The following is a 16874-nucleotide window of genomic DNA, read 5'->3' on the forward strand; positions in this document are numbered from 1 at the left end:
GGCGGCGACAGCGAACAAGTGAAGAGAACAAGGAGAACGGTCATGACACGACGCAGAGGCCTCATCGCCACCGCGATCGCCGCGAGCGCACTGCTGCTCACCGGATGCGCCTCTGGCGCGAGCGACACCGCAACGGAGTCCGCCGCCGCCGAGGGCGACTGGCCGCGGACGATCACCCACGAGCTCGGCGAGACCACGCTCGACGCCCAGCCCGAGCGCATCGTGTCCACCTCCGTCACGGCGACGGGAACGCTCCTGGCCATCGACGCGCCCGTCGTGGCCAGCGCCGCGACCACGCCGAGCGACATCACGGACGACGTCGGCTTCTTCTCCCAGTGGTCTGACGTCGCCGAGGAGCGCGGTGTCGAGGTCCTCTACCCCGACCTCACCCTCGACCTCGAGGCCGTGATCGCCGCCGACCCCGACCTCATCGTCATCTCGACCGCCGGAGCCGACAGCACCGCTGACCAGTACGAGGCGCTGAGCGACATCGCCCCGACCGTCGCCGTGGACTACTCCAGCAAGGACTGGCAGGACCTCGCCGCCGAGCTCGGCGAGAGCACGGGGCACGAGGCCGACGCGACCGCGCTCGTCGAGGACTTCGACGCGACCACGGCCGCCGCGGCGGAGGAGCTCGCCCAGCCGGAGGGGACCTCGTCGATCGTGTCCTTCAACGGGGCGGGCCAGGACGCGGGCATCGCCAAGGAGGGCGGTTCCCACGCCACCCTGCTCGACGCCCTCGGCTTCGACGTCGTCGAGGCGGACGCGTCACTCGACACCAGCGAGCAGGCGCGCGGCGACTTCGCCTTCGTGTCGTTCGAGAACCTGCCGAAGGCGATCGAGGGGGACAGCGTGTTCCTGATCTCCTCCACGGAGGACACGGTCGCGCAGTTCCTCGACGAGCCGGTGCTGCAGAACCTGCCCGCCGTGACGGACGCGCAGGTCTACACCCTCGGCGAGACCTCGTTCCGCATCGACTACTACTCCGCGCTCGAGATCATCGACCAGCTGCGCGCGCAGCTCGGCTAGCACGGTGGAGTCCACCCCCGCCGGCGCGGGACCGGGCCGACGCGCCCGGTCGCGGCGCCGGCGGGGTTTCGTCGCCGGCGGCCTGCTGTTGGTCGCGCTGGTCATGGTCAGCCTCGCCGTCGGCTCGAGGGAGATCCCCCTCGCCGACGTCGTCCACGCGCTGCTGCACCGCGACCCGGCCGACGACCAGAACCTCGTCGTCTGGGAGCTCCGCGTCCCGCGCACCGTCCTGGCGGTGCTGACCGGAGCCGCCCTCGGCGTCGCGGGGGTCATCATGCAGGCGATCACCCGGAACCCGCTCGCCGACCCCGGCCTGCTCGGCGTCAACGCCGGCGCCGCGGTCGCCGTGGCCGTCGGGATCTCGGTGTTCGGGGTGACCGCCGTCGGTGGCTACGTCTGGTTCGCGCTCGGCGGGGCGCTGCTGAGCAGCGGCGTCGTCTACCTGCTGGGACGGGCTCACGACGCAGGGACCAACCCGATCCGGCTCGTCCTGGCGGGCGCTGCGCTGACCGTCGTCCTCGGATCGGTGACGAGCGTCCTGCTCATCAGCGGGACCGACACGGCCTTCGACGACTACCGCAACTGGGCCACGGGCTCACTTCAGGGGCGCGGCTTCGAGGTGCTCCCCGTGATCGCCGTCGCGACCGTCCTCGGCCTGCTGCTGGCGGTGCTCATCGCGCGGCCGCTGGACCAGGCCGCACTCGGCACGGAGCTGTCCACCGCGCTCGGGATGAACCACCGCCGCACCTGGATCATCGCCGTCGCCGCGGTCGTCGTCCTCGCGGGGACGGCGACCGCCGCGGCCGGACCGATCGGCTTCGTGGGGCTTGCGGCGCCGCACATATCGCGGCTCCTCGTCGGGCAGGGACACCGCTGGCTCCTGCCGTGCAGCGTGCTGGTGGCCGCGATCGTCATGCTCGCCGCCGACGTGCTCGGCCGGGTCGTCGTCGCCCCGGGAGAGATCGGCGCAGGCGTCATGACGGCCCTCATCGGCGCGCCGTTCTTCATCGCGCTCGTGCGCCGCCGCCGGGTGGCGAAGCTGTGACCGGCGTCACGCCGAGCGGCCTGCTGCTCCGGCGCGGCCGGCGCTCCGTGCTGATCCCTGCGCGTGCGCTGCTCGTCTGTCTCATCGCGGCGGTCGGCATCGTGGTGCTCGGGATCGTCGTCCTGGGCACCGGGACGCTCCAGCTGAGCCCCGGCGAGGTCGCGGGGGCCCTCATCGGCAGAGGAGAGGACCGCGTCGAGAAGATCGTGCTCGGCATCCGTGTGCCCCGGCTGGTGACGGCCGTCGCGGTCGGAGCGGCCCTGGGCATCAGCGGATGCGTGTTCCAGTCGATCTCCCGCAACGCGCTCGGGTCCCCCGACGTGATCGGCTTCACGACCGGGGCGGCGACCGGAGCGGTCGCGCAGATCGTCCTCGTCGACGGCGGGCCGGTGGCCACGGCCCTTGCGGCGGTCCTGGGCGGCCTGCTGACCGCGCTCGTCGTCTACCTGCTGTCCATCAAGGGGGGTGTGACCGGCGGCTACCGGCTCGTGCTCATCGGCATCGGCGTCGGCGCGCTGCTCGCGGCGGCCAACACCGTCATCATGGCCAGAGGACAGCTGGAGCTCGCGATCTCGGCGCAGATCTGGCTCACCGGGTCGCTGAACGCCAGGACGTGGGCGCACGCGGTTCCCGTGCTCGTCGGGCTCGCGGTCCTCATCCCCGTGGTGCTGGCGAAGGCGCGGGCGCTCGCCGTCATGGAGATGGGCGACGACACCGCGGCACAGCTCGGCGTCCGCGTCGAGCGCAGCCGGGTGCTGCTCATGGTCGCCGCCGTCGCGCTGGCGGCCGTCGCCGTCGCCGCGGCGGGTCCGATCGCCTTCGTGGCGCTGGCGGCACCCCAGCTGGCGGCACGGCTGGTGCGGGGCTCGGCGCCGCCGATCCTCAGTTCCGCCCTGGTCGGGGCGCTGCTCGTGGTCGCGGCCGACGTCGTCGGACAGTACGCGCCGATCCGCGTCCCCCTGCCGATCGGCGTGGTGACGGGCCTGCTGGGCGGTCTGTACCTGCTCTGGCTTGTCACCAGGACCAGGCAGGTGTGACGGTGGGGGACGGGCGACCATGACCACGAGGACGACACGGCCGCAGCGACGGCGCCGACGCGGTGGAGACGACGAGGGAAGGACCGGAATGGATCAGCACGAGGCGGAACGCGGCGGTCCGCGACTGGCGGGGCGCGGGCTGCGGCTCGGCTACGACGGGCGGACCGTGTCCGACGGGCTCGACGTCGAGATCCCCGATCGGTCGTTCACCGCGATCATCGGGCCCAACGCCTGCGGCAAGTCGACGCTGCTGCGTGCCCTGGCCCGGCTGATCAAACCGGAGACGGGGCACGTCGTGCTCGACGGCCAGGAGATCACGCGCTTCCCCTCGAAGGAGGTGGCCCGCAGGCTCGGGCTGCTGCCGCAGTCGGCGACCGCGCCGGACGGCATCACCGTCGTCGACCTCGTCTCGCGCGGACGGTTCCCGCATCAGGGCGCGTTCCGGCAGTGGTCGCCGGAGGACGAGGCGGCCGTCACCAGGGCGCTGGAGGCGACGGGCGTGCGGGAGCTCGCCGACCGGCACGTCGACGAGCTCTCCGGCGGGCAGCGCCAGCGCGTGTGGATCTCGATGGTGCTGGCGCAGGACACCCCGACCCTCCTGTTGGACGAGCCGACCACCTTCCTCGACATCGTGCACCAGATCGAGGTCCTCGAGCTCTGCCGTCGGCTGCACCGGACCGGCGACTACACGCTCGTCGCGGTCCTGCACGACCTCAACCTCGCCTTCCGCTACGCGGACCACGTCATCATGATGAGGGACGGCCGTGTCATGGCGACCGGTGCACCGGCGGAGATCGTCACCGCGGAGCGCCTGGACGAGGTCTTCGGCCTGAAGGCGCGTGTCATCGACGACCCTGTGTCGGGGACGCCCCTCGTCATCCCCGAGGCCGTGCAGTGACGGGCCGCGGTGTCGTCCACCCGCCGCCACGGGACGCCGTCGTCCCCCGGGTGGCCGCCCCGATCGCGGAGAGGTGGGAGTTCCTCGGCGACGTCGCCAGGGCCGCGGTGGTCGAGCGGCTGCGCGGTGTCGAGACGCCGATCCTCGAGGAGGACGCCGACGGGTCATGGCTGGTGACCTTCGTCTGGAGCAGCGCCGACGCTCGGGCCGTGGTGCTCGCGGCGAACGCGCTCTTCGACCACGCGCACCCGGGGCTCAGCGAGTTCGAGCGGCTCGCCGGCTCGGACCTCTGGGTGCTGAGCTACCTGGTCCCGTCCGGGTGGCGTGCCGGCTACGTGATCACAGAGCACAGCGGCGACGGGCCGGCGCCCTGGCGCGCGGCCACCGACCGCAGGGCCGCGCGCCTCGCCGCGATGGCCGGGGGGCCCGACCCGCGGAACCCGCTGCGTGCGGCGCAGATGATGTCGGAGGGTGAGCAGTCCGTCGTCGAGGTCCCCGACGCGCCGGAGCACCCGTTCGCCTCGCCGCCGTTCGGCCCGGCGCCGGAGGAGTGGTCCGTGCCGGACGCGGTCGCGGGGCTGGACCGGCGCGTGTGGGTCTACCGGCCGCCGGCACCCGCCTCGTCGCCCTTGGCTGCGCGGGTCGGCGTCGCGGTCGACGGGGCCCGCCAGGACCCCGGACCCGGCCGGGAGGGCACGCCCCTGCTCCTGCTGTTCGACGGCCAGGTCTGGGCGACCAGGGCGTCTCTGGCGACGATGCTCGACCGTGCGATCCGTGCGGGCGCCCTGCCTCCGCTGCACGTGGCGATGATCGACTCGGTCGACCCCGACCGCCGCACCGCGGAGCTCGGGGTCAGCGGCGGGATCAACGACTTCGTGCTCGACACCCTCCTTCCCCTCCTCCGGCGCGAGCTGCCGGTGAGCGCTGCGCCCGAGGCGACGGCGGTGAGCGGTCAGAGCTTCGGGGGGCTGGCCGCGCTGTGGCTTCTCGGTCGCGCGCCGGAGACGGTGGGCGCGGCCATCGCGCAGTCGCCGTCGCTGTGGCGCAACGACCCCTCGCCGCTTCTTCTCGACCGCTCCGCGCCGTACCGTCTGGTGCTGACCGCCGGCTGCTTCGAGGAGGAGATCGCGGAGGGCGCCGCGGGCCTCGCCGAGCGGTTGCTCGCCGGAGGGGCGAAGGTGCTCTACCGTCCGGTCACCGGGGGGCACGACTGGGCGTGGTGGTCGCAGGGCCTGATCGCCGGGCTGCAGGAGCTGTACGGCCGGCCCCCTCGCCGGTGACGGGGCGACGTCCACGACCCGCCGCCCGGCTTTACTCTCCGGCACGGTTTCACGTAAGCTGTCCCAGGAGTCGAAATCCGCAACGCTTGATCCGTGCCATTTTCCCTGTGAAGATCGCGGCGGCCGCGCGGGTGGAGGACTCCCCTCGGCCGGTCTCCGGCTGAAGGGCGGTGGCTCAATTGGTAGAGCAGCGGTCTCCAAAACCGCAGGTTGCAGGTTCGAGTCCTGTCCGCCCTGCGCGTCGACAGTGACATTCCGTGTCGGCACACGAAAGGTGTATCCAGGTGGCCCGTAAAGTTATCGACGAACCCAGCGAGGACATCGTCGCGACCGCTCAGCGCGAGCGTGCAGCACGGCGCAACCCCTTTGCGAAGATCATTCTCTTCCTCAAGCAGGTCGTTGGTGAGCTGAAGAAGGTCGTCACCCCGACCCGCAAGGAACTCGTCAACTACACCATCGTCGTGCTGGTGTTCGTTGTGATCATGATGGCGCTGGTGTACGGACTCGATCAGCTGTTCGGCTGGCTGGCCATCATCGTCTTCGGCAACCCGTCGATCTAGCTCGGCGGCCCGCGAGGGCAGGGTGCGGGCGGATGCCGGGTCGGCTCCGGACGGGAATCAACTGTGAGGAATGGGAATCTAGGTGTCTGAGATCAATCGCGACGAGGTCGACTGGGCCACGGCTGCTGAGCAGTCCGCCGAGGACGACGAGGCCCAGGAGGGCAACATCCTGGCCGCCGAAGAGGCGTCGGTTGAGCCGGCGGAGTCCGCCGCGGTGACCGAGGAGAACCCCGAGTCCGGCCTCGATGCGGCACTGGACGCCCTCGCCGAGTCGCGTGACCCCGAGGCTGACGCCGTCGTGGACGACTCCCTCGACGTCGACGACGCCGCCGAGGCGGAGGCCGCCGTCGAGGCGACCGAGGACGAGGACGCCGAGGAGCAGGCGATCGAGGCCGAGGACGCCCCCGAGGTCGACCCGTATGACGCCTTCAAGGCGGAGCTGCGCGTCCTGCCGGGCAAGTGGTACGTCATCCACTCCTACGCCGGCTTCGAGCGCAAGGTCAAGGCCAACATCGAGCAGCGCAAGGGCACGCTCGACGTCGCGGACTTCATCTACCAGGTCGAGGTCCCGATGGAGGACGTCGTCGAGATCAAGAACGGCCAGCGCAAGATGGTGACGCGCGTGCGGATTCCCGGCTACGTGCTCGTGCGCATGGACCTCAACGAGGACAGCTGGTCCGTCGTCCGCCACACCCCCGGGGTGACCGGCTTCGTCGGCAACGCGCACAACCCGACGCCCCTGCGCTTCGCCGAGGCGTTCAACATGCTCAAGAGCCTCGTCGAGGTCAAGGAGCAGGCGGCGGCCAAGTCCGCCGGCGGCTCCGGCGCGCCCCAGGTCTCCCGTACGGTCACCGCCGAGGTCGACTTCGAGATCGGCGAGACCATCACGATCAAGGAGGGGTCGTTCGCGGGCCTTCCCGGGTCGATCAGCGAGATCAAGCCGGAGAGCGGCAAGCTCACCGTCCTCGTGTCGCTGTTCGAGCGCGAGACGCCCGTCGAGCTGAGCTTCGACCAGGTCACCAAGCTCTAGACATCCCCAAGCCACCGCGGTCCGGCTGGACGCGCGGGAGAGCCGCCGTCATCCGTCGGCGGTTCGAACCCCAGAAGAAGGAAGAAACATGGCACCGAAGAAGAAGGTCTCAGGTCTGATTAAGCTTCAGATCCAGGCCGGCGCCGCCAACCCCGCCCCGCCGATCGGTCCGGCGCTGGGTCAGCACGGCGTCAACATCATGGAGTTCTGCAAGGCGTACAACGCCGCGACCGAGTCGCAGCGCGGCAACGTCATCCCCGTCGAGATCACCGTGTACGAGGACCGCTCGTTCACCTTCGTGCTCAAGACCCCTCCGGCAGCCGAGCTCATCAAGAAGGCCGCCGGCGTCGCCAAGGGCTCGTCGACGCCCCACACGGTGAAGGTCGCGAAGATCACCCAGGCCCAGGTCCGCGAGATCGCCGAGACCAAGAAGGCCGACCTCAACGCCAACGATGTCGACGCCGCGTCGAAGATCATCGCCGGCACCGCCCGTTCCATGGGCATCACGGTCGAGGGCTGACCTTCCCCCACTTATTCCGTGGCAGCGCCGGCCAGGCGCGATAGACCACGATCTCGAACTGGAGAATCACATGGCACAGAAGTCAAAGGCCTACCGGGCCGCGGCCGAGAAGATCTCGGACGGAAAGTTCTACACCCCCGCTGAAGCGGTCGCCCTCGCCAAGGAGACCGGCTCGGCCAAGTTCAACAGCACCGTCGAGGTCGCGCTGAAGCTCGGCGTGGACCCCCGCAAGGCGGACCAGATGGTCCGCGGTACGGTCATCCTCCCCCACGGCACGGGCAAGACCGCTCGCGTCATCGTCTTCGCCACGGGTGCGGCGGCCGAGGCCGCCATCGCCGCGGGTGCGGACGAAGTCGGCGGCGACGAGCTCATCGCCAAGGTCGCCGACGGCTGGACCGCCTTCGACTCGGCTGTCTCGACGCCGGAGCTCATGGGCAAGGTCGGTCGTCTGGGTAAGGTCCTCGGCCCGCGCGGCCTGATGCCGAACCCCAAGACCGGCACCGTGACCCCGAACGTCGGCCAGGCCGTGTCCGACATCAAGGGCGGAAAGATCGAGTTCCGCGTCGACAAGCACTCCAACGTGCACTTCGTCATCGGCAAGGCCGGCTTCACCGCCGAGCAGCTGAACGAGAACCTCACCGTCGCCCTGGACGAGGTTCTCCGCCTCAAGCCGTCCAGCGCGAAGGGTCGCTACGTGCAGAAGGGCGCCGTCTCGACGACCTTCGGCCCCGGCATCCCCCTCGAGGTCAACGGCCTCTGACCGGCTGCGTCGACGGCATCAGCCGTCGTCCGGCCTGACGACGCAGGTCACGATGGGCCCCGCAACCTCGGTTGCGGGGCCCATCGCCGTACGCCGGCGTCCGCGCCGGGCGCCGCGGCGTGCGACGATGGTGGCGTGCGGTTCGCAGTCGTCTCCGACATCCACGGCAACATCGATGCGCTGCGCGCCGTCGAGGCGGACATCCGCGCGGCCGGGTCGCCGCCCGTGCTCAATCTCGGCGACTCCGCCTCCGGCGGAATGGACCCCGTCGGCACCATGGAGCTGCTCATGGAGCGCGACTGGCTGACGGTGAAAGGGAACCACGACAGGGCCGTCGCCGCGACCGGCGGTACGGCCATGGACCGCCACGCCAGGGAGCTGCTCCCGGCGTCGATGGTCGCCGTTCTCGGCGCCCTCCCCGTGACCGCCGAACCGGCCGCCGGCGTGCTCGCCGTGCACGGGACCCCGGCCAGCGACACGGAGTATCTGTTGGAGGGGGAGCAGGACAGGGACGGCGCCGTCCCGGACGAGCACCGCATCGTCCGCGTGCTCGACGGCTGCGGCGGCGGGCTGGTGCTGTGCGGTCACAGCCATGTGCCGAGGGTGCTCCGCCTCACCGACGGACGCATGGTCGTGAACCCCGGGAGCGTCGGTCTGCCGCGCGCGCTCAAGCCCGGTGCCCCTCCGCCCGCCCGATACGCGCTGGTGAGCAGGGACGGGGCCGGACCGGACGGCGACTGGACCGTGCAGCTGCGGGAGGTCCGGTATGACGCCCGCGCGGCGGCGGATCGCGCCACGGCGAACGGGTTCGACCGGATCGCCGACGCCGTCCTCGGCATCACGCGTGGAGTGCGGACCCGCCAGGGGGCCTGACGCCTCGACGGACGGCGCCGGGCATCAGGCCTCGCCGACCGAGAGGACGACCTTGCCGCGGCTGTGCCCGCTCTCGACGTGCTCATGGGCGGCGGTCGCCTCGTCGAGCCGGTAGACGCGGTCGACGTAGGGTCGGACGCTCCCCGAGCTCATCAGCCGCCCGATCGACTCGAGCGTGTCCCCGTCGGGGGAGACCTTGTAGCCGGTGGCGCGCAGGCCGCGCGCGGCGGCGGCCTCCTCGAACCCGGTCCAGCTGTTCGTCGGCACGTTGATCAGCAGCCCGCCGGGGCGGAGGACGTCCAGCGAACGGGTGCCGGTGTCGTCGTGGACGTTGCCGACCAGGTCGATCACCACGTCGACCGGGGCGACGACGTCCTCGAAGCGTTCGGTGCGGTAGTCGACGCACTCGTCCGCACCGAGGACGCGCAGCCAGTCGTGGTTCTCGGCGGAGGCCGTCGCGATGACCTCGGCGCCGAAGTAGCGGGCGAACTGGACGGCGAAGTGGCCGACGCCTCCGGCCGCGGCGTGGATGAGGATCCGCTGCCCCCTGTGCGCCCGTGCGGTGTCCACGACCAGGCCCCAGGCGGTGAGCGCGGCCAGCGGCGTCGCGGCCGCCTCGGCGTGCGACAGCGACGCCGGCTTGGGCGCGACCGACCCGACCGGTGCGACGACGTATTCCGCGTAGCTTCCGTCGTAGCGCGGGGTCGCGGTCATGCCGAAGACCTCCGTTCCGGGGGCGAGCGGGTGCGCGGCGTAGGGCGAGCGCACCACGACGCCGGAGAAGTCGTAGCCGAGGACGGCGGGGAACGAGGTGATGTGGTCGGAGACCCCTCCGCCCGCGCGCGTCTTGCAGTCGAGCGGGTTGACGCTCGCGCAGCGGACCTGGATCAGCAGCTCGGCGTTGATCGGGCTGGGCGTGGCCACCCTCCCGGTCCGCAGCACCGAGGCGGTGCCCGGTCCGTCGATGACCACGGCGGCCATGCTGTCGGGGACGGCGGCGGCCCTCGTGCCGATCGGATAGGTGTCCCACGCCGTGGTCAGCCGTTCGCGCACCATCGTTCCCCCTTGTCGATCGCTGAGCCGGTCGTAGACCACTCAACACGACCGATGCGTCGAACGTGTTTCACGGAGGTGACGTGTCGTGGCCGGGGCGGGCCGGGGACGCGGGGCACCGGACGGGCTGCGATAGGCTCGGGACACCCGACCCCCCCCAGCACTCCGAGGACACGCATGCCCCTGCCCAGCCTCGACGGACGCGCGTTCCGTCTGCTCAGCTCCTCCAACAGCGCCGTCGACCCCGACGCCTCGAGCGTGTTCGTGTTCCACGAGCGTGCGGGCATCGTCTGGAGCGAGTACGGCGGCGACACCGTCACCGTCGGCCGCGGCGTGGGGGTGCGCGAGGGCGACACGCTGAGGGAGTGGTTCGTCCATCGCCTGGCTGCGGACGGCTCCGTCGTGTCCGGCGACAACACCAGCGAGATCGTGGGGGAGCCGGGCGCGCTCCGGCTCGTCGAGCGGTTCACGATCGACGGCGTCGACCTCGAGAGCGTCTGCGTCGAGCTCGACCCTGCCGAGCGGGCGCGGTGGGCCGACGCGCTCCTCGTCCCCGACGACGTCGCGGTGACGGCTGGCGGCGCCGCCCCGAGCCTGGACGGCCGACGCTTCGTGCTGACGTCCTCGACGGCGAGCGTCGTCGACGAGGACAGCCCGAGCACCTTCGACTACCACGAGCACGCCGGCCTCATCTGGGGCGAGTACGGGGGTGACACCGTGACCTTCGGTCGTTTCATCGGGACCAGGTCGGGTGACACGATCAGCGTCGTCTTCGCCCACGAGCTCGTCGCCGACGGCCGGGTGATCACAGGGGGAAGCGACAGCGCCGTGCGGCTGAGCGACGGGGAGCTGACCCTCGTCGAGGACTTCGTCGTCGACGGCGTCGAGCACCGCAGTGTGTGCGTGCAGGCCCGCTAGCCGCCGCGGCGGCTACTCCGCCAGCGAGGCGCGGGACTCCGAGGCGGGGATCCACTGCGTCATGCCGAGCGTGTCGTCGTCGCCGGAGCGGTCGGGGATGTCGGAGGGCAGCACGAACGGCCGCCGCACGAGCTCGTCGAGCACGACGACGCTGACGATCGCCTTGACCGCCTCGTGCACCGCGATCACGGAGGTCGAGAAGTGGTGCACGGCGCGCACGTCCGGGGCGCGCAGCAGCAGCATCGCATCGTGTTCCCCCGTCGTGATGCAGGCGTACTCGACCTCGGGCAGCTGCCGCAGCGCGTCGCGGAACGGCTGCCACAGCCGAGGCTCGACGTTGAGGAAGACGAGCGCGCAGATGTCCAGGCCGAGCCGGGAGGGGTCAACCCGGACGCTGAAGCCGTCGATGATGCCGCGGCGCTCCATCGACTCGACGCGCTGGTACGCGTTCGCGCGGGAGATGCCGACCTGGTCGGCGAGCGCGGACATCGAGATCCGGCCGTCGGATCGCAGCACCTCGAGCATCCGGAGGTTGGTCTCGTCACGCTCGACCTCGGTCGATGCGGCGGGGTCAGAGGCGTTGGACATTCTGCTCGCTCCAGGTGCATTCGGTTCACGCTTCATCAATTTGTAACGAATCCTATTGGACATTTGATGTTCAAACGTGTCAATCTCATGGACGTACCCCATGCGCGCCCTCGCGGCTGACGCACCTACCCGGAGGTCCCATCACATGCACATCACCCGAACCGGCACCGTGACAGCGCTCGGCGCCGTCACCGCCCTCGTCCTCGTCGGATGCTCCGGCGGAAACTCGGCGAACAACTCGTCGGGCGACTCGACGTCGCTGACCGTGAACACCTCGTTCACCATCGAGACGGCCGACCCGGGGAACAGCTACGACCCGACGGGCAACACCGTCGCCAAGGCGCTCTACGAGACGCTCGTCGACTTCGAGGGCTCCGACGTCAGCACCCCGGTCCCCGGGCTGGCCAGCTGGACGCAGAACGACGACGCCACCGAGTTCACCTTCACCATCGCCGACGGCCGCACCTTCTCCGACGGATCCCCCGTGGAGGCGTCCGACGTGGTGTTCAGCCTGGAGCGCATCCAGGCGATGACCGAGGCGAAGCCGGCGTTCCTGCTGGAGGGCCTCAGCTTCGCCGAGGTCGACGACTCCACGGTCACCGTCAGCTCCGAGACGCCGAAGCTCGCGCTCCCCGCGCTGCTGGCCAGCCCCGCCCTCGGCATCCTCAACGCCGACGTCGTCGCCGAGCACGGCGGCAGCACCGACGGCGAAGACACCGCGCAGGAGTGGCTGGACGCCAACTCGGCCGGCTCCGGGCCGTACACGCTCGACTCGATCGACCTCACCAGCCAGATCACCCTGGCCGAGAACCCGGAGTACACCGGCGAGCACGCCCCGGGCTACAGCCGCATCGTGCTGCGCAACGTCAGCGAGAGCGCGACGCAGCTGATCAACCTCAAGGGCGGCGACGCCGACGTGGCGCTCGACCTCAACGGCGACCAGGCCTCGGGCCTCGGCGATGGCTTCACCGTCGACTCGGTGCCGAGCGGCCAGACGATCTTCCTCCTCGTCAACCAGGACGACGAGGTCGGCGGCGTCGCCGCGAGCCCCGAGTTCGCCAGCGCCGTGCGCACCGCGATCGACGGCGACGGGCTCCTGGAGCTCGCGGGCACCGGCTCCGTCCAGGCGACCGGCGTCATCCCTCCCGGCTACAGCGGCGCGCTGAGCGACCCGGTCGGTCAGGACCTCGACGCGACCGCCGCGGCGCTGACGGAGGCCGGCTACGACGGCGAGACCATCCGGCTGTCCTTCCCCAACGACTACCCGGTCGGCGGGGTGGAGTTCACCCCGCTCGCCGAGCGCATCCAGGACCAGCTGAAGTCGGCCGGCATCAACGTCGAGCTGGCGCCCGCGCCGTTCGCCAGCGAGCTGGACGCGTACGTCAACGGCACCGAGCAGATGGGCCTGTGGTTCTGGGCTCCCGACTACGCCGACTCGACGAACTTCCTGCCCTTCGCCCCCGGCCTCAAGGTCGGCCTGCGCGCCGGGTGGACGGCGGAGGACAACCCCGCCATCGCCGACGTCGCGGCCGAGGCCTACGCCGCCTCCAGCACCGAGGACCGTGACGCCGCGCTGAGCGACTTCGCCGCCCAGATGCAGGAGTCGGGCCCGTTCATCCCGCTCATCGTCCCCGCGTCCAACATCGCGACGGCCGACAGCGTGACCGGCGCCGCGTACAACTCGGTGTGGACGATCGACCTGGCCGAGCTCGCCCCGGCGGAGTAGCCAGAACAGCAATGCAGAAGACCGCTGCGACGAGGAGCCCGGCCAGCCCGCTGGCCGGGTTCCTCCTGCGTCGCCTGGGAACCTCCGTCCTGCTCCTCATCGGGGTGACGCTCGTCACCTTCCTGCTCACCAACCTCGTGCCGGGCGACCCCGTGACGGCCGCCCTCGGCGAGGGGCCGGCGAGCGACCCCGCCACGAGGGAGGCGTTCATCCAGGCGCACGGCCTCGACAAGCCCGCGCCCGTCCAGTACGTCATGTACCTCGGCGCGCTGCTCACCGGCGACCTCGGCCGCTCGCTGACCACGGGGCAACCCGTCGTCGCCGACCTGGCCAAGGCGATCCCCGCGACGATCGAGCTCGCCGTCGCCGCCATCGTGCTCAGCCTCGCCGTCAGCCTCGTGCTCGGCACCCTGGCCGCGTACCGCAGGGGCATGGTCACCGACCAGGTGCTGCGCGTGCTGACGCTCATCGGCCTCAGCGTGCCGACGTTCTGGCTCGCCCTCGTGGCGTTCTACGTGTTCTTCCTGCAGCTCGGCGTCGTCCCCGGCTCGGGACGGATCTCGCCCTCCATCACCCCGCCGCCGACCGTCACCGGCCTGTACACGGTGGACTACCTGCTGAACGGCGACTCCGTCGGCTTCCTCGACGCGCTCGCGCACCTCACGCTGCCCGTGCTCGTGCTGTCGCTGTTCACGATCGGGCTGCTCACGCGGTTCGTCCGCACCTCGGTGCTCGAGGTCCTCGACACCGACTACGTCAGGGCCGCCAGGGCGAAGGGCCTGGGCGGGTGGCGGGTGGTGAGCGCCTACGTGCTCCGCGGCGCCTCGCTGCCGATCCTCACCGTTGTCGGCGTCGCCTTCGGCGCGCTGCTCAGCGGGACGGTCCTCGTCGAGTCGGTGTTCTCATGGCCGGGGCTCGGCAGCTACTCCTACAACGCCGCGCGGAACCTCGACCTGCCGGGGATCATGGGGGTCGGCCTCGTCGTCGGCGTCATCTACCTGGTGATCAACCTCGTCGTCGACCTGTTCTACGCCATCCTCGACCCGAGAGTGCGGCTGTCATGACCTCCTCGATCCTCACCCCCGCCCGAGCGCGCCGCCGCCGGATCGGCGCACAGTGGAGGGCGCCGCTCGGCATCGTGGGCGCCGTCGTCGCGCTCGCCTGGATCCTCGTCGCCTGCACGGCCCCGCTGTGGGTGCCCTACGACCCGGTCGCCCAGGGGCTACCGCGCCTGCAGCCGCCCGGACCCGAGGCGATCCTCGGCACCGACTCGGTCGGGCGCGACGTGTTCTCCCGGCTGATGGCGGGCGCGGGCGTCACCATCCCGCTGGCCCTGCTGCTCGTCGGCTGCTCCGTCGTGCTCGGCACCCTCGTCGGCGCGATCGCCGGCTACGCGGGCCGCTGGGTCGACGAGACGCTCATGCGCATCACCGACCTCGTCATGGCGTTCCCCACGGTCATCCTCGCGATGGTCATCGCCGCCTCGCTCGGGCCCTCGCTGTTCAACGCCGTGATCGCGGCGATCGTCGTGTCCTGGCCGCAGTACGCCAGGGTGAGCCGCTCGATCGTGCTGTCGCTGCGCGGGCAGAACTACGTGATCGCGTCGCGGCTGCTCGGCTACTCGCCGGCGCGCTCGCTGTGGACCGACATCCTGCCGAACGTCGCCGGACCCATCCTCGTGCTGGCGAGCCTCGACATCGGCACGGCGATCCTGCTGCTGTCGGGACTGTCGTTCCTCGGCCTCGGCGCCCAGCCGCCGACGGCGGAGTGGGGGTCGATGATCTCCGGCGCGATGGAGAACTTCGACGCCTGGTGGATCGGCGTGTTCCCCGGCCTGGCGATCCTCACCGTCGTCATGGCGTTCAACTTCATCGGCGACACCCTGCGCGACGCGTTCGATCCGCTCGCCCGCGCGCAGAGCATCGCCGCGAACACGGGGGAGACCGCATGAGCCGCGACGCCGTCCTCAGCATCAGCGAGCTGCACATCTCGATCGGCAGGCCGCTGGTCACAGGGATCAGCCTGGACCTGTATCCCGGCCGCGTCACCGGCCTGGCCGGCGAGTCCGGCTCGGGCAAGACGCTCACCTCGATGGCCGTGCTCGGCCTGCTGCCGCGGGGCGCGCGCGTCACCGGATCGATCCGCTGCGGCGACACCGAGCTCGTCGGGGCCGACCGTCGGACGCTGTCGGCGGTGCGCGGTCGCCGGGTGGCCATGGTGTTCCAGGACCCGTCCGCGAGCCTGCACCCGCAGCTCAGCGTCGGGGTGCAGCTGACCGACCACGTGCGCCGCCACCTCGGGCTGTCCCGTCGTGCCGCGAGGCAGCGGGCGGTCGAGCTGCTCGAGCGCGTGCAGGTGCCGGAGCCGGAGGCCGCGCTCGCACGCTACCCCCACCAGTTCTCCGGCGGTCAGCGCCAGCGCATCGCCATCGCCATCGCGCTCGCCTGCGACCCCGAGGTCCTGCTGGCCGACGAGCCGACCACCGCGCTCGACGTCACCGTGCAGGCGGGAATCCTGCAGCTGCTGCACCAGCTCGCCGAGGAGCGTCAGCTCGCGGTGCTGCTGGTGACGCACGACCTCGGCGTCATGAGCGCGATCGCCGACGAGGTCGCCGTCATGCGCGCGGGGGTCATCGTCGAGCGCGCGCCGCGTGCGGCGCTGTTCTCCGCGCCGCAGCACCCGTACACGCGGCAGCTGCTGGCGGCCCTGCCCGGATCCCGACTGGAAGAAGAGCCCGATGTCTGAGTCACCCGTGCTGGAGAGCCGCGACGTCACCGTCAGCTACGGAGGGCGGCGCCCCGTCCACGCGGTCAGGGGCGTGTCGATCCGCGTCGAGCGCGGCGAGACGGTCGCCCTGGTGGGTGAGAGCGGCTGCGGCAAGTCGAGTCTGGCCCGGGCGGTCGTCGGCATGGAGCGGATCGGCTCGGGCACGGTGCTGTTCGACGGCGAGCCCGTGCCGCCTCTGGGGCTGCGCACCCGGAAGAACACCGGGATCCAGATGGTGTTCCAGGACCCGAACACCTCGCTCAACCCCCGGCGACGCGTGGGGGACCAGATCGAGGACGGCATTGCCGCGGCCACCGCGCGCGGGCTGGCCGGGTCGAGCGCGGGCGACTGGCTGGAGCGCGTCGGGCTGCCCGCCGCGTCGGTGAGCCGCTACCCGCACGAGTTCTCTGGAGGGCAGAAGCAGCGCATCGCCATCGCGCGGGCGATCGCCGCCCGTCCCCGGCTGCTCGTCGCCGACGAGCCCATCTCAGCGCTGGACGCCTCCACGCAGTCGAGCGTCGCCGCGCTGATGAAGGACCTCACGCGCGAGCTCGGCGCGGGCATGCTGTTCATCTCCCACGACCTCGCCGTCGTGCGGCGGTTCGCCGACCGCACCCTGGTGATGCTCGCGGGCGAGATCGTCGAGTCGGGGGAGACGGCGCGACTGTGGGCCGAGCCGCAGCACCCGTACACCCGGGCGCTGCTCGCGGCGATCCCCGAGCCGGACGGCAGCGGTCGCATCCCCGCCTCGCCGAGCGCCGAGGAGCGTCGCTCCTGGCTGTGACCCCCGG

General features: G+C 71.3%; 18 protein-coding genes and 1 tRNA gene. 17 read left to right on the forward strand and 2 right to left on the reverse strand.

The genetic code is table 11. From position 1 onward, the window contains the following. The first annotated feature begins 42 nt into the window (after window positions 1-42). The 11 genes from fepB to FM119_RS09940 all read left to right on the forward strand — a co-directional run bounded on the left by fepB (window position 43) and on the right by FM119_RS09940 (window position 9032). Window positions 43-1029 (forward strand): Fe2+-enterobactin ABC transporter substrate-binding protein, encoded by a 987-nt coding sequence (fepB, locus tag FM119_RS09890; RefSeq protein WP_087137649.1) that lies wholly within the window; start codon window positions 43-45, stop codon window positions 1027-1029. 4 nt (window positions 1030-1033) lie between these two features. Continuing rightward, complete coding sequence (locus FM119_RS09895) at window positions 1034-2074, forward strand: FecCD family ABC transporter permease (protein WP_245827424.1); 1041 nt, start codon at window positions 1034-1036, stop codon at window positions 2072-2074. Then, the gene (locus FM119_RS09900; protein WP_087137651.1) at window positions 2071-3111 is read left to right on the forward strand and encodes a FecCD family ABC transporter permease; all 1041 of its coding nucleotides are present in this window, start codon (window positions 2071-2073) and stop codon (window positions 3109-3111) included. Before FM119_RS09895 ends, FM119_RS09900 begins: the two co-directional genes overlap by 4 nt. A gap of 88 nt (window positions 3112-3199) precedes the next feature. After that, window positions 3200-4009 (forward strand): ABC transporter ATP-binding protein, encoded by an 810-nt coding sequence (locus FM119_RS09905; protein WP_087137653.1) that lies wholly within the window; start codon window positions 3200-3202, stop codon window positions 4007-4009. Further along, a complete protein-coding gene (locus tag FM119_RS09910) occupies window positions 4006-5289 on the forward strand; it encodes an enterochelin esterase domain-containing protein (RefSeq protein ID WP_087137655.1) in 1284 nt (427 codons plus the stop codon). Before FM119_RS09905 ends, FM119_RS09910 begins: the two co-directional genes overlap by 4 nt. A gap of 164 nt (window positions 5290-5453) precedes the next feature. Beyond that, window positions 5454-5526: transfer RNA gene (locus FM119_RS09915), tRNA-Trp, on the forward strand. A gap of 47 nt (window positions 5527-5573) precedes the next feature. Next, window positions 5574-5849 carry a preprotein translocase subunit SecE gene (gene secE, locus FM119_RS09920; RefSeq protein WP_087137657.1) on the forward strand — a complete coding sequence of 92 codons (276 nt, stop codon included), beginning with the start codon at window positions 5574-5576 and terminating at the stop codon, window positions 5847-5849. Window positions 5850-5931: 82 nt separating this feature from the next. After that, a complete protein-coding gene (gene nusG, locus FM119_RS09925; RefSeq protein ID WP_087137660.1) occupies window positions 5932-6879 on the forward strand; it encodes a transcription termination/antitermination protein NusG in 948 nt (315 codons plus the stop codon). An 88-nt stretch (window positions 6880-6967) separates the two neighbouring features. Then, the gene (rplK, locus tag FM119_RS09930) at window positions 6968-7399 is read left to right on the forward strand and encodes a 50S ribosomal protein L11 (RefSeq protein WP_087137662.1); all 432 of its coding nucleotides are present in this window, start codon (window positions 6968-6970) and stop codon (window positions 7397-7399) included. Between the two features lie 70 nt (window positions 7400-7469). After that, on the forward strand, window positions 7470-8159 hold the full coding sequence (gene rplA / locus FM119_RS09935) for a 50S ribosomal protein L1 (protein ID WP_087137664.1): 690 nt from the start codon (window positions 7470-7472) through the stop codon (window positions 8157-8159). 135 nt (window positions 8160-8294) lie between these two features. Beyond that, complete coding sequence (locus tag FM119_RS09940; RefSeq protein WP_087137665.1) at window positions 8295-9032, forward strand: metallophosphoesterase family protein; 738 nt, start codon at window positions 8295-8297, stop codon at window positions 9030-9032. A gap of 24 nt (window positions 9033-9056) precedes the next feature. On the opposite strand, the gene FM119_RS09945 is transcribed toward FM119_RS09940, so the two are convergent. After that, a complete protein-coding gene (locus FM119_RS09945) occupies window positions 9057-10088 on the reverse strand; it encodes an NADP-dependent oxidoreductase (protein ID WP_245827425.1) in 1032 nt (343 codons plus the stop codon). A gap of 174 nt (window positions 10089-10262) precedes the next feature. Here FM119_RS09945 and FM119_RS14255 point away from each other — a divergent pair, with 174 nt between their 5' ends. Further along, the gene (locus FM119_RS14255) at window positions 10263-11003 is read left to right on the forward strand and encodes an avidin-fold protein (RefSeq protein ID WP_245827426.1); all 741 of its coding nucleotides are present in this window, start codon (window positions 10263-10265) and stop codon (window positions 11001-11003) included. A gap of 12 nt (window positions 11004-11015) precedes the next feature. Here the strand turns inward: FM119_RS14255 and FM119_RS09960 are convergent, their stop codons facing one another. Further along, complete coding sequence (locus FM119_RS09960; protein WP_087137668.1) at window positions 11016-11591, reverse strand: Lrp/AsnC family transcriptional regulator; 576 nt, start codon at window positions 11589-11591, stop codon at window positions 11016-11018. Between the two features lie 145 nt (window positions 11592-11736). On the opposite strand from FM119_RS09960, the gene FM119_RS09965 reads away from it, so the two are divergent. Genes FM119_RS09965 through FM119_RS09985 form a run of 5 tightly spaced genes read left to right on the forward strand, consistent with a single transcriptional unit; the run spans window position 11737 to window position 16867 of the window. Continuing rightward, window positions 11737-13317 (forward strand): ABC transporter substrate-binding protein, encoded by a 1581-nt coding sequence (locus FM119_RS09965; RefSeq protein ID WP_087137670.1) that lies wholly within the window; start codon window positions 11737-11739, stop codon window positions 13315-13317. A gap of 11 nt (window positions 13318-13328) precedes the next feature. Then, window positions 13329-14381: an ABC transporter permease gene (locus FM119_RS09970; RefSeq protein WP_087137671.1), complete on the forward strand. Its 1053-nt coding sequence runs from the start codon at window positions 13329-13331 to the stop codon at window positions 14379-14381. Next, window positions 14378-15268 carry an ABC transporter permease gene (locus FM119_RS09975; protein WP_087137673.1) on the forward strand — a complete coding sequence of 297 codons (891 nt, stop codon included), beginning with the start codon at window positions 14378-14380 and terminating at the stop codon, window positions 15266-15268. Before FM119_RS09970 ends, FM119_RS09975 begins: the two co-directional genes overlap by 4 nt. Then, window positions 15265-16062, forward strand: coding sequence for an ABC transporter ATP-binding protein (locus FM119_RS09980; protein ID WP_087137675.1), 798 nt, complete (start codon window positions 15265-15267; stop codon window positions 16060-16062). The genes FM119_RS09975 and FM119_RS09980 overlap by 4 nt, the downstream gene beginning before the upstream one ends. Further along, window positions 16055-16867 (forward strand): ABC transporter ATP-binding protein, encoded by an 813-nt coding sequence (locus tag FM119_RS09985; RefSeq protein ID WP_087137677.1) that lies wholly within the window; start codon window positions 16055-16057, stop codon window positions 16865-16867. Before FM119_RS09980 ends, FM119_RS09985 begins: the two co-directional genes overlap by 8 nt. The last annotated feature ends 7 nt before the right edge of the window (window positions 16868-16874 follow it).

Origin of the sequence: Mycetocola reblochoni REB411 (assembly GCF_900163835.1) — a bacterium.
Lineage (GTDB): Bacteria > Actinomycetota > Actinomycetes > Actinomycetales > Microbacteriaceae > Mycetocola_B > Mycetocola_B reblochoni.